General features: G+C 70.7%; 23 protein-coding genes. 2 read left to right on the top strand and 21 right to left on the bottom strand.

What is annotated here, in order from left to right:
• Positions 1 to 21: 21 nt before the first annotated feature.
• From ATJ97_RS02500 to ATJ97_RS19650, 7 genes are all read right to left on the bottom strand, one after another.
• Positions 22 to 1596: an efflux RND transporter periplasmic adaptor subunit gene (locus ATJ97_RS02500; protein ID WP_211287021.1), complete on the bottom strand. Its 1575-nt coding sequence runs from the start codon at positions 1594 to 1596 to the stop codon at positions 22 to 24.
• Between the two features lie 69 nt (positions 1597 to 1665).
• Positions 1666 to 2634 carry a hypothetical protein gene (locus tag ATJ97_RS02495; protein ID WP_098482388.1) on the bottom strand — a complete coding sequence of 323 codons (969 nt, stop codon included), beginning with the start codon at positions 2632 to 2634 and terminating at the stop codon, positions 1666 to 1668.
• Between the two features lie 550 nt (positions 2635 to 3184).
• A complete protein-coding gene (locus ATJ97_RS02490) occupies positions 3185 to 3475 on the bottom strand; it encodes a hypothetical protein (RefSeq protein WP_098482387.1) in 291 nt (96 codons plus the stop codon).
• A 523-nt stretch (positions 3476 to 3998) separates the two neighbouring features.
• On the bottom strand, positions 3999 to 4433 hold the full coding sequence (locus ATJ97_RS02485; RefSeq protein WP_143426849.1) for a hypothetical protein: 435 nt from the start codon (positions 4431 to 4433) through the stop codon (positions 3999 to 4001).
• 90 nt (positions 4434 to 4523) lie between these two features.
• Positions 4524 to 4922, bottom strand: a complete 399-nt coding sequence (locus ATJ97_RS02480) for a GNAT family N-acetyltransferase (RefSeq protein WP_245862027.1) — start codon at positions 4920 to 4922, stop codon at positions 4524 to 4526.
• A 402-nt stretch (positions 4923 to 5324) separates the two neighbouring features.
• Positions 5325 to 5873, bottom strand: a complete 549-nt coding sequence (locus ATJ97_RS02475; protein ID WP_098482385.1) for a hypothetical protein — start codon at positions 5871 to 5873, stop codon at positions 5325 to 5327.
• Positions 5874 to 6103: 230 nt separating this feature from the next.
• Positions 6104 to 6259 (bottom strand): hypothetical protein, encoded by a 156-nt coding sequence (locus ATJ97_RS19650; RefSeq protein WP_170037064.1) that lies wholly within the window; start codon positions 6257 to 6259, stop codon positions 6104 to 6106.
• 156 nt (positions 6260 to 6415) lie between these two features.
• Between ATJ97_RS19650 and ATJ97_RS02465 the strand changes: the two genes are divergently transcribed.
• A complete protein-coding gene (locus ATJ97_RS02465; protein WP_143426848.1) occupies positions 6416 to 6733 on the top strand; it encodes a hypothetical protein in 318 nt (105 codons plus the stop codon).
• Positions 6734 to 6827: 94 nt separating this feature from the next.
• Here the strand turns inward: ATJ97_RS02465 and ATJ97_RS02460 are convergent, their stop codons facing one another.
• From ATJ97_RS02460 to ATJ97_RS02405, 12 genes are all read right to left on the bottom strand, one after another.
• Entirely contained in the window at positions 6828 to 7217 is a 390-nt protein-coding gene (locus ATJ97_RS02460; RefSeq protein ID WP_098482382.1) for a cupin domain-containing protein, read from the bottom strand.
• Positions 7218 to 7294: 77 nt separating this feature from the next.
• On the bottom strand, positions 7295 to 7789 hold the full coding sequence (locus tag ATJ97_RS02455) for a hypothetical protein (protein ID WP_098482381.1): 495 nt from the start codon (positions 7787 to 7789) through the stop codon (positions 7295 to 7297).
• 51 nt (positions 7790 to 7840) lie between these two features.
• Positions 7841 to 8026 carry a hypothetical protein gene (locus tag ATJ97_RS02450; RefSeq protein ID WP_098482380.1) on the bottom strand — a complete coding sequence of 62 codons (186 nt, stop codon included), beginning with the start codon at positions 8024 to 8026 and terminating at the stop codon, positions 7841 to 7843.
• A gap of 158 nt (positions 8027 to 8184) precedes the next feature.
• Complete coding sequence (locus tag ATJ97_RS02445) at positions 8185 to 9087, bottom strand: DMT family transporter (protein WP_098482379.1); 903 nt, start codon at positions 9085 to 9087, stop codon at positions 8185 to 8187.
• 80 nt (positions 9088 to 9167) lie between these two features.
• Positions 9168 to 11576, bottom strand: coding sequence for an ATP-binding cassette domain-containing protein (locus ATJ97_RS02440; protein ID WP_098485165.1), 2409 nt, complete (start codon positions 11574 to 11576; stop codon positions 9168 to 9170).
• A 14-nt stretch (positions 11577 to 11590) separates the two neighbouring features.
• Positions 11591 to 12001: a VOC family protein gene (locus ATJ97_RS02435; protein WP_098485164.1), complete on the bottom strand. Its 411-nt coding sequence runs from the start codon at positions 11999 to 12001 to the stop codon at positions 11591 to 11593.
• A gap of 5 nt (positions 12002 to 12006) precedes the next feature.
• Positions 12007 to 12456: a helix-turn-helix transcriptional regulator gene (locus ATJ97_RS02430; protein ID WP_098482378.1), complete on the bottom strand. Its 450-nt coding sequence runs from the start codon at positions 12454 to 12456 to the stop codon at positions 12007 to 12009.
• A 61-nt stretch (positions 12457 to 12517) separates the two neighbouring features.
• Positions 12518 to 13090 carry an MOSC domain-containing protein gene (locus tag ATJ97_RS02425; RefSeq protein ID WP_098482377.1) on the bottom strand — a complete coding sequence of 191 codons (573 nt, stop codon included), beginning with the start codon at positions 13088 to 13090 and terminating at the stop codon, positions 12518 to 12520.
• A 162-nt stretch (positions 13091 to 13252) separates the two neighbouring features.
• A complete protein-coding gene (locus ATJ97_RS02420; RefSeq protein ID WP_098482376.1) occupies positions 13253 to 13939 on the bottom strand; it encodes a hypothetical protein in 687 nt (228 codons plus the stop codon).
• 16 nt (positions 13940 to 13955) lie between these two features.
• The gene (locus tag ATJ97_RS02415; protein WP_098482375.1) at positions 13956 to 14336 is read right to left on the bottom strand and encodes a VOC family protein; all 381 of its coding nucleotides are present in this window, start codon (positions 14334 to 14336) and stop codon (positions 13956 to 13958) included.
• 1 nt (position 14337) lies between these two features.
• Positions 14338 to 15105: an alpha/beta hydrolase gene (locus ATJ97_RS02410; protein ID WP_098482374.1), complete on the bottom strand. Its 768-nt coding sequence runs from the start codon at positions 15103 to 15105 to the stop codon at positions 14338 to 14340.
• 28 nt (positions 15106 to 15133) lie between these two features.
• Complete coding sequence (locus ATJ97_RS02405) at positions 15134 to 15742, bottom strand: biotin transporter BioY (RefSeq protein ID WP_098482373.1); 609 nt, start codon at positions 15740 to 15742, stop codon at positions 15134 to 15136.
• Between the two features lie 303 nt (positions 15743 to 16045).
• On the opposite strand from ATJ97_RS02405, the gene ATJ97_RS02400 reads away from it, so the two are divergent.
• Positions 16046 to 16399, top strand: a complete 354-nt coding sequence (locus ATJ97_RS02400; protein WP_098482372.1) for an RNA polymerase-binding protein RbpA — start codon at positions 16046 to 16048, stop codon at positions 16397 to 16399.
• 101 nt (positions 16400 to 16500) lie between these two features.
• Here the strand turns inward: ATJ97_RS02400 and ATJ97_RS02395 are convergent, their stop codons facing one another.
• The gene (locus ATJ97_RS02395) at positions 16501 to 17265 is read right to left on the bottom strand and encodes a polyprenol monophosphomannose synthase (protein WP_098482371.1); all 765 of its coding nucleotides are present in this window, start codon (positions 17263 to 17265) and stop codon (positions 16501 to 16503) included.
• Positions 17262 to 19049: an apolipoprotein N-acyltransferase gene (gene lnt, locus ATJ97_RS02390; RefSeq protein ID WP_211287020.1), complete on the bottom strand. Its 1788-nt coding sequence runs from the start codon at positions 19047 to 19049 to the stop codon at positions 17262 to 17264. Before lnt ends, ATJ97_RS02395 begins: the two co-directional genes overlap by 4 nt.
• Positions 19050 to 19068 lie beyond the last annotated feature (19 nt).

Below are 19068 nucleotides of genomic sequence, written 5' to 3'. Positions count from 1 at the left end.
CCCGGCGGAAGCGGGGCTTCCTCATCCGTCGGCCCCGCCGGTCTCCCCGGCCCCGGCCCCGGCGCCCTCCGCGCCGTCGTCCTTCTCACCCTCCGCGTCCGCGGCGCCGTCCTGGCCGACGACGACCCGGTCGCCCTCGGCCAGCTCGCCGCCGACCGCGGTGACCTCGACGAAGCCCGCCGCGGCGAGCCCGGTGGTGACCTCGACGAGGGTGGTGGCCTCGCCGTCGAGCACCTCCACGCGGGCCTCGCCGCCTGGGCCGGCAGTGAGCGCAGCGAGCGGGACGGCGAGTACCTCGCCGTCGGTGGAGCTGACCGGGACGGTGACGCGCACGTTCGCGCCCTGCATGGCGGCGCGCTGCTCCTCCGTCAGCTCCCCGGGCGTGACCACCACCTGGGTGCGCCCCGCCGTCTCCTGGGCGTTGCCCTCGGGCTTCTCCCCGCCCACGGAGGTGACCGTGCCCGTGACCTCGCTCCCGTCCGGCAGCGCGACCACGGCCTCGGTGCCCGCGGCGAGCAGCTTGGCGTCGCCGTCGGAGACGGTCCCGCGGATCTGGAGGGTGGCGCCGGAGACGCTCATGACGGCGGTCCCGGCGACGGCGGCGCCACGGCCGACGGTCACCTGGTCCACGCGGCGCGGCATCGCGCTCAGGTAGACCACCTCGCTCGCGGGTAGCGGGGTCATGGCGTCGGCCTCGGCGGTGCGCAGGTCGGCCCGGGCGCGCTCGAGGGCGTTCTCGGCCGCGGTCACCGCGGCCCGCTGCGCGGACGTGTCGGGTGCCTCGCCGGCCTGGTCACGCTCGGCGATCGCCGTCGCCAGCGCGCCCTCGGCGGCGGTGATGTCGGAGCGGCGGCAGGTGGCCGGGTCGCTCGCGCAGGCCGCGCGTGTCTCGTCGAGGACCGCGGCGGCCGTGTCGACGGCGCTCTGCAGCCGGACCCGCTCGGCCCGGTTGGCGGGGCCGGCCTGCGCCGTCGCCAGCTCCGCGCGGGCGAGCCGGGCGCCCTCCTCGGCCTGCTCCACGCCGTCGCGGGCGGCCTGAACGGTGGCGGCGATCTCCTCGCCCGGTGTGGGCGCGGGGTAGCCGACCTCCGCGTACAGGGCGGCGACCGCGGCGGCCGTGGCGGCGTTGTAGACCGGGTCAGTCGTGTCCCCGCCGAAGACGCCCAGCTTCTTGAGGGCCTCCTTGAGCTGGACGACGTCAGGACCGGAGACGCCCGCGCGCAGCGTGCGGTACACCGGCAGCTCGCCGGGCAGCGCGACGACGGGGCGGCCGGTGACCTCGAGCAGCACCGAGCCGGCGTCGACCGTGGCGCCGACCTCGGGCACGCCGCCGGTGACGATCGCCGGGCCGCCCAGGTCCCCGGTCTCGACCGTGACCTCGACCGGGTCCTCGTAGATCACGTCGCCGCGCATGACGACGTCGTTGGCCAGGAGCCGGCGCTCCACAGGCACGGTGATGGGCCCGGCCTGCGGCGGGGCGGCGTTCGCAGCGGCCTCGCTGGGCGAGACGATCAGCCGGCTCAGGCCGAGACCCGCGGCGAGGCTGACGACGGCGACCACCGCCATGACCCAGATGGTGCGCGTCGCCGCGGACATCCGTGGCTTCGGACCTGCCTCGCCCGTGCCCGTACCGTCGGGCGGGAGGAGTTGCTCGGACACGGTCGCTCAGGAGTTCCGGGCGGAGATGGCCTCCACCCAGGCCTCAAGCTCGTCGCGGTGGGTGTCGACGAAGTCCTGCTCGAGCTCGAAGGAGACCTTCTTCCTCGTCTCGTCGACCTTCGCCTCCTCGCGGCAGTCGAAGTCCGCCACGGCCGTGGCGATCTCCTCCTCCTTGAGGCCAGCCAGCTTCTCCTGGATGCCGGCGTCGATAGCGCGGAAGTCCTCCTCGGTCATCTCCTCGCCCATGTCGGAGGGGTAGGCGTCCTCATAGACGGCGTTCACCTTCTCCGAGAACTGGTTCTGCGCGTCGTCGACAGCGGCGAGGCCGGTGTGTCCGGCGTCGCCCATGCAGTCGATCCAGGCGGTGGTGGCCTCGGTCATACGCGGGTCCTGCTGCGTGCGCTCCCACAGGGAGTTCATCTCCTCCTCGAGGGATGCGAACTCGGGGTTGTCCATACGCGACTCATAGACCTCGTACTGCGCCTTGCCCTGGCAGCCGTTCTGCTTCCAGTCGTACTCGAACTCCTCCTCAGACCCGTCCTCGGGGAACTGCTGGTCGCCGTAGAGCGCGAGGTAGTACGCCTCCTGCTCGGCAGGGGACATCGCCTCAACGTACTTCTGGTTCGGGTCGACGAACTCCTGCTCGGGCGGCGGGGCCGACTCGTGAAGCTCCGCGAACGGGTCGTTGGCGATGCCGTAGCCGTACGTCTCGGCGAACTCGCGCGACCCCCACTCGACGTCGAGATCCTCGTCGGAGTAGGAGACGCCGCCCTGGGAGTTCCAGTCCACCGGCTCGTACTCGAAGCCCTGCTCGGCCATGCACTCGGCCGTGACCTCCTCGACGCGCATCATGTCGCGGTCCGCCTGGTCGTCGTCGAAGCTGCCGTAGGCCCGCTCGTAGAACTCGCCCAGGGGGCCGAGCTCCTCCTCCCCGCGGCCGACGTTCGCCTTGTCACCGGCGCCACAGCCCGCCAACGCAAGAGATAGGAGGAGAAAAGGTACGGCCGCTCTACCGGTGATGGATCGAGTCACGATGTGAGCCTCTCGTCAGTGTTCGGCATCAAGCAGGCATGGGTACGACCGGCTTCGTCCGTCGGCCGCAGGATTCAGAACAATGCATATCGCATATCCAGGCGAGAACAGCCCCATTTGATGTCACGAAGCGTTAACACTTCGCAGCGCTTGCCCGGGCGGCTTTCGAAGTCGTCAACCCGGGTGCAGGAAACCACCGCCCAGTGTCTGTGCCTGTTCCCTGGTCGGTGTGGTGCGGCGGCGCCCGCGTGATGAACCGATACCTAGGCCCGGGCCGAGTTGCCCGGTCGTCGTTGTCGATCGCCTAGACGTGGCGGGGCCGGAGCGTGCTGTCGTTCTGGAGAAGGTCTTCAAGATATTGGCGGTGGCGACTGGATGTCAGGCGTGCAGGGCCGTGGTGCAGCGTCGAGGGCTCGTTCGGTCGATTAGGGGTCGGCGCCCGCGTTTTCGGGCCGACGGCTCTTCGGCTGCCTGGCTTAAGGGCCGATCAAACTCACGTCTGTTGCGTCGAGATGGGTTCCACTCGGGCTGTGCCGTCGCCGATCACGATCTGTTGATCAGGGCATACCGGTCCGGCCAGCAGGATCTCCTGATCAAAAGCGAACTTCACGGTCACATCGCCCGACGTGCAGCCGTAGTCGTGGAAAACGGCTCCGCCGTTTGCGTCGACAGTGACTTCGTCGTCACCGGTGTCGACGATGACATCGGTGGGGCCGTTGTTGCTGATGATCAGGTCGCCTTCGTCATTGCACGCCGTCAAAGTCACCATTAGGAGGACGCTCATGAGGCCGCATAGTGCAAGCCGGATCGGACTGTACGTTCCATATAGCGGCCTCTTTGTGTTGATCATTCTTTGACGTTAGCGCCCGGATGGGTCCTTGTCGTTTGCCTTCACGAAATCGTCACAAGTCCTGTGCAGAAACCACGGCCTGACGTCGCAGGCGCCACGGAGGGTGACGCCGAGGTCGCGCGGAGGCGGTCCATGATCGTGACGGGACGGATGTGCTGTCCGGCGCGGGTGCTGAGGAAGAGCCACGGGCTGTCAGACCCATCGCCGGTATTGAGGTTCGGCCGGTTGTTCAGGTGAGTAAGCAGCAGGTCGGTGAACGGTGCCGGGTCGGCGAGCGGGGTTTCAGGCTCAAGGGCAAGCTTTCGTCGCGTGTCTGGATGCGACGGACCGGGGCGGTGAGGGGAGGAGCGCCGGCCGGGTCGACCGGATGATGATGCATCAGACGAGTACGCAGACGTTGAAGTGACATAATGTGCATTATCGGATGATGACTACCGGGAGTTGCAGCCGACGTCCCTCACTCCTCGTCGTTCGGCTCCGGTAGGCGCTGGGGTGGAAATGTCTCACCGCTCAGAGGTGCGGACGCATACCACCCATCGGTGTCCCGGCTGTCTGGTAGTTGCGACGGTGACGGCATCGGCATGTCGACGTCGCCGTCCGGCGTATAGATCACCTCGATGCCGAGTTCCTCTCGCAAGTCCCGTGCCAGGGCGGAGCCGACCGCGGTGAACTTTTCCGCGGTGCGAGCGTCGGGCCACTCGAAGTTATGGGCCGACAAGACCCTGCCCGCGAAGGTGTTCCAGGCGTTAAGACGCTGCCTCAGGCCTGTTGAGAGAGACAGGGTGCTCAGGTCCACGGGACCGGCGTCCACTGCTGTGCGATACCAGATCGGTGACTCTGCCCACCCGAAGAACAGGGCAACTCGCGCTGGCACGTCCCGTTCGTTTCCCATGGGGCATCGTCCCTCGGACCTGGCTACTCCCGCCTTATCTATATCCGGCTCTACCAGTCAAGCAACGGGAGTCCCAACGCCCCTGTTCGGCTAGGGAGCCAGAGGGCGCATGCGCCAGACCACGTCAAGTGCAGGATCCTCCGTTGGGCCTGACTCGATTCGCTCCACGGTGAAACCCTCACGTTCATAGAACGCGCCTTCTCGCTCATTCGCTGCGAAATGCTCGATGTAGAGCCGATCAGCAGCCGTGGGCAACCGCTTGATGAGTGCGTCGAGCAACCGAGGGCCGAGCCCACGGCTCCGATGCTGAGAACTTACGTAGAGCTTGTAGACATCATGGTCCACTCCCCTGAGGCCACGCTGTGCGACGCCGATAATCCCGCCGTCCAGTTCGGCGACCACCACGAACCCTCTCGCCACGGCTGCGCCGATGTGCGTCTCGTTCCACCAGTCTCGAACCTGGCCTTCTGCGGCCTGCGAGCCGATCAACGGCGCATAGTGCCCATGAATCTACGTTTCCCGAACCGACAGATGCCAGCCACGTCGCCGAATCTCGCTTCCCTCACGTCCACCTCGGCCGACGACTCCATCGCAACCCTCCCCCTGCCCAACCCTTTCGCCTTGTCACTGCTGCGTGCTAGACGTGCCTGAAGAGTTCACCGATTAGGACGAATCCATAGATGCCGTCTCCTGAAGTGCGTTGCTACCAGAGAAGTAATGGGAGTTGCGCCAGCAGCACACCACGGCTTGGCCCCTAGCCGGATCGCCACTCGCCTGGTTACTCGTCCTACGTTGACACGTCTCGCTGCCAGTGAACCGACGGGAGTTGCAGCAGATGCAAGAACTCCCGTCCCACGCGGATCCGCGCGTCGTGGACTGGGGCAGCGTTTCTTACCGCGCGCACGCCAATGCTGGGATCAGCGTCTCGGCAAAGGCGCTGGCCTCCGCCGCTGCCCCGGAGCCGACCATATGGTCGCCGGCGGCGAGCAGCGTCACCTGGTAGCCGAGGTCACCGCACTGGAAGGAAACGACCTCGCCGAAGGCCTCGGTGCGCACGATCTGCGCGGGCACGTCGCCGATCGTGACGTCGCCCACGACGTCGCCAGGAGTGCCGCCGTAAGGGCCGGGGTATGCGTGTACCCACGCCGTCGTCCCTTCCCAGGCTCCCGAGACCGTCGCCGTGTTGAACCCATCCTCATCGACCCCGGGGTCCGAAACCCCGGCAGCCCTCATAGCCTCGATAACGTTCTGCTCAAGTTCCGAGGGCCCCGCTCCGGGCATCTCGCCGGGCGGCGAGGGGTCCGATGTCGCCTCGTCCACAGGATCCCCAGTCCAGCCCGGCGCGACCGATGCCATGTCCGCTGTCGAATCCTGCGCACCGCAGCCCGCTAGGAGTAGTGCGATAGCTAGAAGCGCGCTCCCGAGGATGCATCGCGTCATCGCGCCACCTCTCATGTGCTAGATCGAATTAAGGGCAAGATACCGACCGGTTATCTCAGCGAGGTAGACCTTGAAGTGCTCCGGGAGCCAGATCGTGATGGCTCGCAGCGCGCCGCCGCCGCGGTATGTCAAGCGAGTTTGTCGTAGCGGGTGGCCACGGTTCACCACTGCTTGAAGAACACCGAGGCGCACAAGTGCCGAAACGTCGTCGAACGCGGTGCGGCCGGCGATCAAAAGGGTTCGTAATGGAAGTGCGCGTTGAAGTGGGCGGCCCACGCCTTCAGCCGGCTGCTTAGCTGCGGCGAGATCGGCCACTCGCCCTCGTCGGCCAGTCCGTCGTGGCGCCAGAGCGGCCAGTCGGCGCCGTAGTCGTTCGTGAGTTTCACCGAGACCCTAGGCACGCTGACATTATGTTCCAACCGGCGGGCCACGCGTCTCCCCCGCGGAATTCGTCGCATTACCGAAACATGACATGGCGTCTCATCAGTTGCAAAGACTCGAAAGAGCCAAAAAGTCCGATGCGCGACGGATATGTTCGACCAATGAACCGACCCACAGCACGGGACGCCTACCGCGCCGAGCTCGTTCCTCTCGATGGTGAAGGGCGCATCGGTCGCATCGCTCGCGGACTCTGGGCCGCGGTGGCCTCGTGGCCGCCTGGCCTGCTCCCCTTGCCCGCCGTCGCAGAGCTCGTGATCACCGAGCGCACGACGGGACGCACGGTCCATCGCCGTCGTGTCGATTCCGGAGAAGCGAGCGGCGCCCTCGCCTACGTACACGAGCGCATGGCCGACGAGACACCCGAACAGTTCCGCAAGACCGTCGGCGACACCTACTACTCGGACGCCGACCGCACGTAGACACCCGACCGCGTGGACGCGATGTCTGCGGCACCAAGCACTACGAATACCCCAGCCGGTCAGAACCCGGCGACCCCAAGACAGACCCAGGCCGTCATTCCGGGGGCGGCGCCGGACCATCGACGTTGACCGTGAGCGGACCGGTACCGGAGCGGGTGATCACCTCCTGCGAGGAAGTCGCCCCAGCGTTGACCTCCCGGTGCACGACGTGTCGCGGGATATGGATGAAGTCGCCCGGACCGGCGTCCACCGCTCGGGCACCGCCGGGGCCGTACTCGATGCGCACCGTGCCGTCGATGACGTACACCGAGGTGTCGTGGTCGCCGTGATGGTGCCAGCCCGACGTGATGCCCGGCTCGTTGCGCACCAGGCCGGACCAGAGTCCGGTTACGTCAATGGCCTGCTCGCGCACCTTCCCGGGCGTGTGGTCCGAGATTCGACGCTCCGCACTGTGGATGCAGGACACCTCGCCCGGGTCGGCCATGGTCAGTCCCTCCCCTCACGGTGGCTCGCAGGCTATGGCGGCGGAACCAGTGGGCGTAAGTAGACCGGCGACCTGGGTTACGCGCGGGAATTCCCGACGTTCTCGCGCACAGGGGCTTCCTCGAGGGGTGAGAGACTCCAGCGAGCAGTCAGCGTCACAGCGCCTGCGGCTAGCGCCAGCGCACCGCCGATGACGACGACGGACCTTCCGGTGCCGTGGCTCGCGATCCCGGCGGCCCACGTCGACACGTACGTGACGGCGACAACCGGTACGCCCACACTGAGCAGCACCCCTGTTGTCCGAGCAAGGGCCGGTCGGATCGCTCGCGCGGCAATGACGAGGACGAAGGTGACGGCCTCGGTGAGCAGGCCGAGCACGATGCCGAGTGCCGCTCCTCCGGAGAGCCCCCCGACTGCATAACCCGGCGAGTCCGGAGACCATGTGGCCAGAGCCCCGGCGAAGCCGCCGATCACTCCCCCGGCGAGCATCCCGATGCCGAGGAAGCGGCCGAGCGCGCGATACTCGGCCATTGGGTCGGCGCCCGGAGCAAAGGAACTCTCGATCTGACTCATTCCCTTTCTCTGATTCCGCTCCATGCCGAGAAGTGGGTGTGCGACATACCGTCAGGCGAGAACGCCGTAAGCGACGAGCCCCACGATGGCCACCAGGCCGACAAGGATCGACATCAGGATGGGTCGCAGACGGCGAGGGGTCGAGCTGGTTCCGTCCCGGAAACTGGGCTGCATCGGATTGTGGTTGATGCCGGGCCGCAGACCGAAGGGGAGCTGGTCATCTCCATGGACGTCCATGCGGGCCCTCCTCGGGCGCTCGAGTCGTCGGCCGTTCCCAGACTGCTTCGTCCAGAGTGCCATATAGCTGAATCCGTTTGACCACGGATTGCTCACGATCCGAGCAGTTCATTCCGGGCCAGCCGAGAGCCGGCCCCGGTGCCTGTCGGAAGAATGCCTCACTCCCCCGCCGGGCGCTCCCGCGGCAGCAGAGCACGCCTCGACCGCAGCTTTCTCGGCGCGGCGAGAACCACGAGGGCCGCCGCGAGCAGACCCAGGCCGACGACGGTGCTGGTCCGGGCCGGCTCGCCCAGGAGGAAGAGGCCCAGCAGCGCGGCGGCGCCGGGCTCGGCGAGCGCCAGCGTGGCCGCGGTGGCGACCGGGACGCTGCGCAGGCCGAACCCGTAGAGCGTGTACGCCACCGCGGTCGTGACGAGAGCCAGATGGACGGCGACGACGGCGCCCGCCGGCTCGACCAGCCAGCCCGGGTCCGTGGCCAGAAGAACGGGCAGGAGGAGAACGCCCGCGCCTCCGAACAGCCCGCCCATGACCCCCGTGGAGGACGCGCCCCCGGTGATGAGCGACGCGGCGATGACGGCGTACGACGCGTACGCGGCCCCGGCGGCCAGCGCGAGGAGGACGCCGGCAGTGATGACGCCCGTGCTGGCGCCCCCGAGAACGAGGACGGCGCACCCGGCGACGGCGGCGAGCGTGGCGAGCAGCCACCGGGACGAGAGCGGCGTGCCGTGGAGCAGCCGGGTCAGCAGCCCCGCCAGGACAGGTCCCGAACCGATCGCGACGACCGTGCCGACCGCCACTCCGGTGATGTCGACGGCCGCGAAGAAACACAGCTGGTAGGCGGCGACCGCGACCGCCCCGGCGAGGATGAGCTTCCACCGGCCGGCGCCGAGCAGGCCGGTCAGCTGGCGGCGACCGGCCGCCCAGGCGAGGAGCAGCGCTCCCCCGAGCACGATCCGTGCGGCCCCGACGGACAGCGGGCCGGCGCTCTCAGGGCTGTACTGGCTCGTGGTCCCCGTGGTGCCCCACAGCACGGCTGCGGCGACCACGGCGGCAAGACCCACCCAACGAGGAGCGGGCCCGGGGGCGGTCGTGGGCGCCGTCGGTCGCGGGCTCCGGCTGCGGGTGGGCACGCCGTAGGTTCTCACGACCCCCCGCCGACGTAGGCCGCGAGGTGCTCGCCGGTGAGGGTGGACCGGGCGGCCACGAGGTCAGCGGGGGGACCCTCGAAGACCACCCGTCCGCCGTCGTGACCGGCGCCGGGGCCGAGGTCGATGATCCAGTCGGCGTGCGCCATGACCGCCTGGTGGTGCTCGATCACGATCACCGACCTGCCCGAGTCGACGAGCCGGTCGAGCAGGCCGAGGAGTTGTCGGACGTCGGCGAGGTGGAGGCCGGTGGTCGGCTCGTCGAGGATGTAGACCCCGCCCTTCTCCCCCATCCGGGTGGCCAGCTTCAGACGCTGCCGCTCTCCGCCGGAGAGAGTGGTGAGCGGCTGCCCGATGGTGAGGTACCCCAGCCCGACGTCGGCGAGCCGGGCGAGGACCTTGTGCGCGGCCGGCGTGCGCGCGTCCCCGCTGCCGAAGAACTCCTCGGCCTCGCTGACGGGCATCGCGAGGACCTCCGCGATATTCCTGCCGCCGAGGGTGTACTCCAGGACCGCGGCCTGGAAGCCCTTGCCCTCGCAGTCCTCGCAGGTGGACTCCACGGTGGCCATGACGCCGAGGTCGGTGTAGACGACGCCTGCGCCGTTGCAGGTGGGGCAGGCACCCTCGGAGTTGGAGCTGAAGAGCGACGCCTTGACGCCGTTGGCCTTGGCGAACGCCTTGCGGATCGGGTCGAGCAGGCCGGTGTAGGTCGCGGGGTTGCTCCGCCGGGAACCGCGGATCGCACCCTGGTCGATCAGCACGAAGCCGTCACGCCTGGCGACCGATCCGTCGATCAGCGAGCTCTTGCCGGAACCCGCGACGCCGGTGATCACGCACAGCACCCCGAGCGGGATGTCGACGTTGACGTCCTTGAGGTTGTTTGTGCTGGCGCCGCGGATCTCGAGCCTGTCGCTCGGCGTCCGGACGTTCTCCTTCAGGGTGGCGCGGTCGTCGAGGTGGCGGCCGGTCAGCGTGCCGCTCGCGCGCAGCTCCTCGACGGTCCCCTCGAAGACGACCTCCCCGCCCGCGGTGCCGGCGCCGGGGCCGAGGTCGACCACGTGGTCGCCGATCGTGATCGTCTCCGGCTTGTGCTCGACGACGAGCACGGTGTTGCCCTTGTCGCGCAGCCGCAGCAGGAGCGTGTTCATCCGGGCGATGTCGTGCGGGTGCAGGCCGATCGTCGGCTCGTCGAAGACGTACGTGACGTCGGTGAGCGAGGACCCGAGGTGGCGGATCATCTTGGTGCGCTGCGCCTCTCCGCCGGACAACGTGCCGGCGGGCCGCTCGAGCGAGAGGTAGCCGAGCCCGATCTCGGTGAAGGAGTCCAGGAGGTGCTGCAGCCCCTTCAGCAACGGCGCCACCGAGGGCTCGTCGAGGTCGCGGACCCACGCGGCGAGGTCGCTGATCTGCATCGCGCAGAGATCGGCGATGTTCCTGCCGCGGATCCGCGACGAGCGCGCCTCGGCGCTGAGCCGGGTGCCGTCGCACTCCGGGCAGGTGGTGAAGGTGATCGCCCGGTCCACGAAGGCACGCACGTGCGGCTGCATCGCCTCGCGGTCCTTGGAGAGCATGGACTTCTGGATCTTGGGGATCAGGCCCTCGTGGGTGAGGTTGACGCCCTCGACCTTGATCTTGGTGGGCTCGGCGTAGAGCAGCGTGTGCAGCTCCTTCTTGGTGAACTTCGAGATCGGCTTGTCCATAGGGATGCCCGCACCGCTGAAGATCCGTCCGTACCAGCCGTCCATGCTGTACCCGGGGACGGTCAGTGCCCCCTCGCTCAGGGACCGCGACGCGTCGTACAGCGCGGTGAGGTCGAAGTCGTTGACCGACCCCATGCCCTCGCACCGGGGGCACATCCCGCCGAGCCTGCTGAACGTCGCCCTCTCGGCCTTGGTCCGGTCGCCGCGCTCGACGGTGATCGCGCCGCTCGCCCGCACCGTCGGGATGTTGAAGGAGTAGGCGTTGGGCGAGCCGATGTGCGGGTCCCCGAGCCGGCTGAACAGGATGCGCAGCAGCGCGTTGGCGTCCGTGGCGGTGCCGACGGTGGAGCGCGGGTTGGCGCCCATCCGTTCCTGGTCCACGATGATCGCCGTCGTGAGCCCGTCGAGCAGGTCGACGTCCGGGCGCGGCAGGCTGGGCATGAAGCCCTGCACGAACGCGCTGTAGGTCTCGTTGATGAGCCGCTGGGACTCCGCCGCGATGGTGTCGAACACCAGCGAGCTCTTGCCGGAGCCGGAGACACCGGTGAACACCGTGAGGCGACGCTTGGGGATCTCGACGCTGACGTCCTTGAGGTTGTTCTCGCGGGCGCCCTCCACGCGGATGAGGTCGTGGCTGTCCGCGACGTGCGCGGCGGTCGGCTGCGACTCCGTCGTCTGCGTGTCCGGCGTCGTGGCGGTGCTCATGGTGTCTCCCCTCATCAGCGCTTCTCCTGGATGCGGACCAGGTTGCCGGCGGGGTCCCGGAAGGCGCAGTCGCGGACGCCGTACGGCTGATCGGTCGGCTCCTGCACGACGTCGGCGCCGCTGGCCTGGAGCCTGTCGAACGTGGCGTCGAGGTCGGGGGTGGCCAGGTTGATGCCGCCGTAGGTGCCCTTGGCCATCATCTCGACGATCGTCCGGCGCTCGTCGTCGGTGATGCCGGGGTCGACGGCGGGCGGGTGGAGGACGATCGCCGTGTCCGGCTGGCCGACCGGACCGACGGTGATCCACCGCATGCCCTCGTAGCCCACGTCGAGGCGGACCTCGAAGCCCAGGGTGTCGCGGTAGAAGGCCAGCGCGGCCTCGGGGTCGTCGTGCGCGAGGAAGCTCGAGTGGATGGTGATGTCCATGGCGCTCACGCTAGTTGCGGCGCGACCCCGCGGGCTTCTTGATTCCTGATCGGTCTGGTGACCTGCTTGGCGACGCAGGGCACCATCCCGACGGTCGCGCCAGCCGACTCCCGCCGGTAGGTGCTCGGGGGCACGCCGACCAGCTCGGTGAAGCGGGTGCTGAAGGTGCCGAGGGACGAGCAGCCGACGGCGAAGCAGACCTCCGTGACGCTGAGGTCGCCCCGCCGCAGCAGCGCCATCGCGCGCTCGATGCGCCGGGTCATGAGGTAGGAGTACGGCGACTCGCCGAAGGCGAGGCGGAACTGGCGGCTGAGGTGCCCGGCGGACATGTTGACGCCGCGGGCCAGCGCCTCGACGTCCAGCGGCTGGGCGTACTCCCGGTCGATCCGGTCGCGGACACGGCGCAGCAGCGCCAGGTCGCGCAGGCGGTGCGCCTGGGCAGATCCGCCGGTCATGGGCGAAATGCTGCCACGGGATGCCCCGCCTGCCCAGCGCCCTGCCCCGGTCCGAGCTGGTTCAGGGAAGTCGCGACGGGCGCCGCCACACCGCGTCCCCGGCCTTCGCGGCGTCGAGCGGTACCGGGCTGTGCAGGACGGCGGGACCACGGTGGAGGACGCCGTCGGAGAGCACCCGGCACCGCACTCCCCCGCGCCCTCGCATGGCGGCGTGGGCGCCGGGTGCGAGCATGCGGTCCATCCACGCGCAGGGGTTGGCGGGGCGGCCGACCAGCAGCCGGACGGCATCGCCCTGCGACTCCAGCACGACCTCCTCCCCCAGCAGCGGAGGCAGCTCGGCGCCACGTAGCACGACGTTGCGGCGCGCCAGCAGCGGGTCGAACGGGGCGACGTCGAGCTCCGCGGCCATGGCCTCGAGCCCCTCGACCGCGAGCAGGGTGACGGCCGCGTCCATGTGGGCGGCCCTGCCGAAGAACCGGTCCCCGACGATGCCCTTTCCGGCGACCAGCCGGGCCTGGTCGGCGTCCGTCGTGGGGACGACGGCGGCGCCGTCCCGGGCCCGCCCGAAGTAGGCGTGCTGCGGGGAGACGAGGAGGTGCAGGATCTCCACCACGTACCGGTACGTCTCGCTCACCCTGCCGAGTCTTCCATGGTCCGGCCCACAGGCTCCGGCCCACAGGCTCCGACCCGGTGCGGGGTGCCCGGTGCGGTGCGGCCCGCTGCGGGGATCCGGTGCGGTGCGGAACGGTGCGGCGCGGAACGGTGCGGCGCGGACCGGTGCGGCGCGGACCGGTCCTCAGGCGTCCGGGCGCAGCAAGATCCAGGTGGCACCCGCACGCCCCAGCTCGCGGCCGTCGGCCCCGTAGGCGGTGGTCGCGGTGAAGTACTTGCGGCCGTCCTGACCGAGCAGCTGCCCCATGACGACCACGTCCTCACCGTCCTCGGGGGCGGCCGTCACGTCCGCCGTCATCCGGCCGAGGACCATCGGGCGCCCCTCGATCGGTGCCGCCCAGCCCCCGGGGCAGTCGAGCGCCGCCCACACGACCTCCGCACGCCCCGCGAGGTCGGCGTGGACGGACCACACGCACGCGGTGCGGCCGTCGTCGAGGCGGCCGGGCTCCAGGCGCATGCCGTCACCGGGCGTGCGTGCCGGGCCGCAGACGAAGCAGTGCGGAAACGGGTGCCGGTGACGTCCGCCGAAACGCTCCGCCGTCGTCCGGGCGAGATCGGCAGCCACCGGTTCGACGACGGGGAGCTCCTCGCCGGCGTACCGGTGGCCCTCCGCGACGACGACGTCGCCTGCGGTCAGCCGGACGCCGTCGTCGGAGCGCGCGAGCGTCAGCGGCTCCTCGAGCGGCGGCGGCACCCGGAGCGTGACCGTCACGGGACCCGCGCCGAGCCCGGCCGCGACCCGCCCGGAGACGTAGCCGCCGTTGCCCGACCCGTCGGGTCCGCGAAAGCGACGGTCCACCGTGATCGTCATGCCGAGCACCGTAGCGTCAGGTTGGCTGGATGACGTCCCAGCGGTTGCCGTAGAGGTCCTCAACGATGATGACGCGGCCGTGGGGCTCCTCGCGGATGCTCTCCGTCGGCACGGCGCCGTGCTCGACGGCGGCGGCGAGGGTGGCGTCGAGGTCGTCCACGTGGAGGAAGAACCCGACACCGTCGCCGTTCTGGCGGCCGACGAGACTCTCCTGGGCGGGCTTGGCGACGGCGAGGCGCAGGCCGGCCCCGCCGTCGGGCGAGCCGACGACGACCCACCGCTTGCCCCCGCCCTGCGGACTGTCCTCGAGCAGGTCGAGGCCGAAGGCTTTGGTGTAGAAGGCGATCGCCTCGTCGTAGTCACGGACGAGGACGTTCACCAGTGCGACGCGTGCCATGTCACTCCTTCAGGGGTAGCCAGTCGAGCACGTCCTGGACGGTGGCGTCCCAGAACGCCCAGTCGTGCGCGCCGGGACGCACCACGCTGGTGAGGTCGGCCCCGGCCCGCTGCGCCGCCGCGGCGAACCGCTCCTGGTGCGCGACGAGCGGGTCCTCGGTGCCGCAGGCGGCGTACAGCCGGGGCAGCCGAGACGCGTCGCCGCGGTCGAGCAGCGCGAGCAGGTCGTGCTCGCTCCCGCGCACGGGCGTCGTCCCGAAGACCCGCTCGAAGAGCTCGGGCCGGTCGCCCTCGTCCTGCAGGGACGCGACGTCGAGAGCGCCGGAGAGGGTCGCGGCGGCGGCGAAGCGGTCCGGCCGGGTCAGCGCCCACCGCATCGCGCCGTACCCGCCCATCGACAGCCCCGCCACGAACGTGTCCTCGCGCCGGTCCGACACGCGGAAGAACTGGCCGACGACGTGCGGCAGCTCGTCCGTGAGGAACGTGCCGTACCGGTTGCCGTGCCGCTCGTCGACGTAGAAGCTGCGGTCCACCTGCGGCATGACGACGGCGAGCCCCCGGTCCGCGACGTAGCGCTCGATCGACGTGCGTCGCGTCCAGATCGTCGCGTCGTCGCTCAGGCCGTGCAGCAGGTACAGCACCGGGGGCGGACCGGCCGGGGCTGCCCCGGCCATGCCGATCTGCGCCGTCGTGGCCTGGGGCAGGATGACGGTCATCGACGTGCTGATCCCCAGCACGTCGGAGAAGAAGTCGCAGCGGAGCAGGGCCATGGGCGCCTCCGTGGTCAGGGCGCGGGCGTCAGCGGCGCGCGCCCGGGCGGCCGCGCTCGCCGATGAGCGCCCAGGCGCCCGGCAGCACGAGGGCGGCGGCGACTGCCTTGACGACGTCGCCGATGAGGAAGGGCACGACGCCGAGCGCGAGGGCCTCCGTCAGACCGACGCCGAGGAACACCGCGAGCCAGACGACGCCGGGGACGTAGACGAGCGCCGAGGCGCCGACCGCCCCGAGCGCGGTGCGCCACGGGGAGCGGTCCGCGCCGCGCCGGGCGAGGTGCCCCAGAAGGGCGGCCGCGGGCAGGTAGCCCAGGATGTAGCCGAAGGACGCCATCGCCCAGCCGCTGCCGCCGTCCGCGTACACGGGCGCCCCGGCGAGGCCGAGAGCCATGTAGAGCAGGACGCTCAGCGCGCCGCGGACCGGCCCCAGCGACGCCCCCACCAGGAGCACCGCGAACGTGCCCAGCGTGACGGGCACGGGGGTGAAGGGCAGCGGGACGGCGAGCTGGCCGATCCCGGCGATGAGCCCGGCACCGGTGAGCACGAGCGCGGCGTCGCGCACGCGGGCACCGGGGAGGACGTCGGCCAGGACGAGGGATCGCGGCGCGGTGAGGGCGGGGACGGCGACTGACATGCGGGCTCCTTGTCGAGACGGTGCTGGACCGGGCCCCAGCATGCCGCAATCGTCGCGCTGTGGCCGACCTCGTCCGGGGACCGAATGGGAGTGGTGGACGGCTCGCGGGCGTGGGGCTCCGCCCTCGGCACGGCGGCAGGGAGGTAGACCCAGGTCACAGAACTCGACGGGCAGAACCGGAACACCTGGAGGACCCTGGACGTTGGAGATGGTGGAACACAGCGGGTGGTGGGCCCGGGCCGGCCCCCACTATCCGGACGGCGCGGACCTGCCTCCGGACCACTCACGAGCGAGGGAGATGCCATGGCAGAACGCTCACTACGCGGTATGAAGATCGGCGCCAACAGCCTGGAGTCGGAGGACGGCGTCGAGCTCGCCCCCCGGATGATGGCCGAGTTCACCTGCCCCGACGGGCACGTGTTCTCGCTGCCGTTCTCGGTGGACGCGGAGCTGCCGCCGGTCTGGGAGTGCAAGGTCTGCGGCAAGGAGGCTCTCCTGCGCGACGCGACCAAGCCCGAGCCCAAGAAGCCGGTGAAGCCGCCGCGCACCCACTGGGACATGCTGCTCGAGCGCCGCAGCATCGAGGAGCTCGAGGTGCTCCTCGAGGAGCGGCTGGCGCTCCTGCGCAGCGGTGAGCTCCGCCGCCGCAGCGCCTGACGCAGCGACCACGCCACGGCCCGCCCGGTCCTTCGGACCTGGCGGGCCGTCGTGCGTCGCGGGGGCCGACGGCGGTCGACAGGGGCGGACGGCGGTCGAGCTCACCGCCTCACGCCGCGCGGGACGACGCGCCGCGCCAGGGCGGCGAGCTGCCGGCCGCGGTGGGCCAGTCCCCAGGCGGTGGTGCGCCACAGCGCCTCGAGGACGATCGCGCGACTCATCTTGCTCTGCCCCTCGTGACGCTCGACGAAGGTGATCGGCAGCTCCACGATGGACCCGCCGTCGCGGTGCACGCGCCAGGTCATGTCCACCTGGAAGCAGTAGCCCTGGGACTCGATCTCGTCCAGCGGAAGTCGGCGCAGCGTCGTGGCCCGGTACACGCGGAAGCCTCCGGTGGCGTCCTGCACGGGGACGCCCAGGGCCAGCCGCACCCACACGTTCCCGCCCCGGGAGAGCAGCTCGCGGTGCGCGGGCCAGTTGACCACCTCTCCCCCGGGCACCCAGCGCGAGCCCAGCACGAGGTCGGGCGCGTCGGGCTCGGCCGCGCGCGCCAGGAGGGCGGGCAGGTCCTCGGCGCGGTGCGAGCCGTCGGCGTCCATCTCCACGACCAGCTCGTAGTCGCGGGCGAGCGCCCACGCGAACCCGGCGACGTAGGCGCGCCCGAGCCCTTCCTTGGCAGCGCGGTGCAGGACGTGGACCGCCGGGTCCACGGCCGCGGCGGCGTCGGCCAGGTCGCCGGTGCCGTCGGGGCTGGCGTCGTCCACAACCAGGATGTCGGCCTCGGGCACCGCCTCGCGGGTCCGGCGGATGGCGTGCGGCAGTGCGTCCCGCTCGTTGTAGGTCGGGACGATGACGAGCGTCCTCATCGGCGCCCTCTCCCCCGGGCGGTCGTACCGGCCCGGGCGCCTGTGGTGGACCGGCCGGCGGCGCCGGAGCGGCTGCCGGTCGAGCGGCTGGTGCCGCCGGTGGATCGGCCGCCCGCGCCGGCCCGGTTTCCGGTGGACCGGTTCCCGCCGGTGGAGCGGCTGCCGGTGGAGCGGCTGCTGCTGGTGCGGTCGCTCGTGGAGTGGCCACGGGGGCGGGCAGGCTCCCTGCGCCGTCGGACCGACGCGACGACACCGGCCACCACGGCCAGCGCGGCGAGCAGGCCGGTGACCAGCGCGGGCCACTGCCCGAGCCGGTCGGAGACGGTCAACGTGGTCCGCAGCGGCAGCGACTCGACCATCTGCTCCGCGGTGAACAGTCCGGTCGTGTCCTGGAAGACCCCGTTCGGGCTGATGACGCCGCTGACGCCGACGGTGGAGACCTGCACGACGGCGCGGCCGTGCTCGACGGCCCGGAACCGGGACATGGCGAGCTGCTGCGTGGACTCCTGCGTCATCCCGAAGGAGGCGTTGTTGGTGGGGATCACGATGACCTCGCCGCCGGCCACCACCCCCTCGCGGATCAGCTCGTCGTACGCCACCTCGAAGCAGATGCCGACGGCGATCGGCACCTCCCGCCCGAGCCGCTCGACCGGCACGCGCATCAGGCCCGCGCCCGTGCCGGCCGCCATGTCGACGGTGATGAGGTCGACCGCGCTGGTGAACTGGCGGAAGAAGTCCCGGTGCGGCATGTACTCGCCGAACGGCACCGGATGCTGCTTGGTGTACACGAGGTCCGTCGGCCCCTGGGCGGTCCACAGGACCATCTCGTTGTAGCGCGTGCGCAGGCCCGGCTGCTCGGGGTCGTCGACGTAACGCTGGGTGCCCAGGAGGATCGGCGCCCCGACCGCGGCGGCGGCGTCCTCCACGACCGTGGCGACACCGGCGTCGGTGCGCGGGTCGATGTCCGCGGCGCTCTCGGGCCACAGCACGAGATCGAGGTCGCCGGGTGCCACGCGCCCCAGCAGCGCCTCGGTGCCCGCGGCGTGGTTCTCGGTCACCGCCCGGGCCTGCGAGACGGCGTCGGCGCCCGCCGTGGGCACGTTGCCCTGCACCGCGCCCACCCGCAGGGTCCCGGCCTCCGCCCGGGTGCCCAGCGGGACCAGCCAGGGTGCGAACACCAGCGCGGCGACGACGAGCAGGCGCGCGCTGGCACCGCCGACCTGACCCCCGCGCAGGCGGACGAGGGCACCGGCGAGGACGGCACCGATCACGACGACGACGCCGCTGACCAGCACGGTCGAGCCCACGGTGGCGAGCCGCAGCAGAGGCGCGTCGGTCTGGGAGAAGGCGAGGAAGCCCCAGGGGAAGCCCCCGAACGGCCACCGGGCCCGCAGCTGCTCCACCGCCACCCACAGCACCGCCACGACGAGGGGCTGCAGCCAGGGACGGTCCGCGACGAGCGGCACCCGGCGCACCAGCACCCAGGCCGCGGCGAAGACGCCCACGGCCCCGGCCTCGGCGACGGAGAGCGCGATCCAGCCAATTGGCTCGCCCACCGCCGCGTTCGCCCAGTACAGGTGGGGCAGGAAGAAGCCGAGACCCCACAGGAAGCCGATGAACCATCCCCACGGCACGGAGTCCCGGCGCAGCGCCAGCAGGAGCAGGGCCACGCCCACGTACGCCATGGGCCACCAGGAGCGGTCGGGGAACGCGGTGTCGGTGGCGAGCCCGCCGGCGACGGCGAGGACGCTCGTCCACAGGCGCGACGGGACGGGGCGGGGCACGGGTTCAGTCTAGGTGCGC

It is taken from the genome of Georgenia soli, assembly GCF_002563695.1.
Taxonomy (GTDB): domain Bacteria; phylum Actinomycetota; class Actinomycetes; order Actinomycetales; family Actinomycetaceae; genus Georgenia; species Georgenia soli.
This window is presented reverse-complemented; position numbering and strand designations above follow the sequence as displayed.

Excerpts from the sequence above, each read along its gene's own strand:
- ATJ97_RS02500 (WP_211287021.1), bottom strand. The coding sequence starts at position 1,596 with ATGTCCGCGGCGACGCGCACCATCTGGGTCATGGCGGTGGTCGCCGTC.
- ATJ97_RS02490 (WP_098482387.1), bottom strand. The coding sequence starts at position 3,475 with ATGAGCGTCCTCCTAATGGTGACTTTGACGGCGTGCAATGACGAAGGC.
- ATJ97_RS02485 (WP_143426849.1), bottom strand. The coding sequence starts at position 4,433 with ATGGGAAACGAACGGGACGTGCCAGCGCGAGTTGCCCTGTTCTTCGGG.
- ATJ97_RS02475 (WP_098482385.1), bottom strand. The coding sequence starts at position 5,873 with ATGACGCGATGCATCCTCGGGAGCGCGCTTCTAGCTATCGCACTACTC.
- ATJ97_RS02465 (WP_143426848.1), top strand. The coding sequence starts at position 6,416 with ATGAACCGACCCACAGCACGGGACGCCTACCGCGCCGAGCTCGTTCCT.
- ATJ97_RS02460 (WP_098482382.1), bottom strand. The coding sequence starts at position 7,217 with ATGGCCGACCCGGGCGAGGTGTCCTGCATCCACAGTGCGGAGCGTCGA.
- ATJ97_RS02455 (WP_098482381.1), bottom strand. The coding sequence starts at position 7,789 with ATGAGTCAGATCGAGAGTTCCTTTGCTCCGGGCGCCGACCCAATGGCC.
- ATJ97_RS02450 (WP_098482380.1), bottom strand. The coding sequence starts at position 8,026 with ATGGACGTCCATGGAGATGACCAGCTCCCCTTCGGTCTGCGGCCCGGC.
- ATJ97_RS02440 (WP_098485165.1), bottom strand. The coding sequence starts at position 11,576 with ATGAGCACCGCCACGACGCCGGACACGCAGACGACGGAGTCGCAGCCG.
- ATJ97_RS02435 (WP_098485164.1), bottom strand. The coding sequence starts at position 12,001 with ATGGACATCACCATCCACTCGAGCTTCCTCGCGCACGACGACCCCGAG.
- ATJ97_RS02430 (WP_098482378.1), bottom strand. The coding sequence starts at position 12,456 with ATGACCGGCGGATCTGCCCAGGCGCACCGCCTGCGCGACCTGGCGCTG.
- ATJ97_RS02420 (WP_098482376.1), bottom strand. The coding sequence starts at position 13,939 with ATGACGATCACGGTGGACCGTCGCTTTCGCGGACCCGACGGGTCGGGC.
- ATJ97_RS02415 (WP_098482375.1), bottom strand. The coding sequence starts at position 14,336 with ATGGCACGCGTCGCACTGGTGAACGTCCTCGTCCGTGACTACGACGAG.
- ATJ97_RS02410 (WP_098482374.1), bottom strand. The coding sequence starts at position 15,105 with ATGGCCCTGCTCCGCTGCGACTTCTTCTCCGACGTGCTGGGGATCAGC.
- ATJ97_RS02405 (WP_098482373.1), bottom strand. The coding sequence starts at position 15,742 with ATGTCAGTCGCCGTCCCCGCCCTCACCGCGCCGCGATCCCTCGTCCTG.
- ATJ97_RS02400 (WP_098482372.1), top strand. The coding sequence starts at position 16,046 with ATGGCAGAACGCTCACTACGCGGTATGAAGATCGGCGCCAACAGCCTG.
- ATJ97_RS02395 (WP_098482371.1), bottom strand. The coding sequence starts at position 17,265 with ATGAGGACGCTCGTCATCGTCCCGACCTACAACGAGCGGGACGCACTG.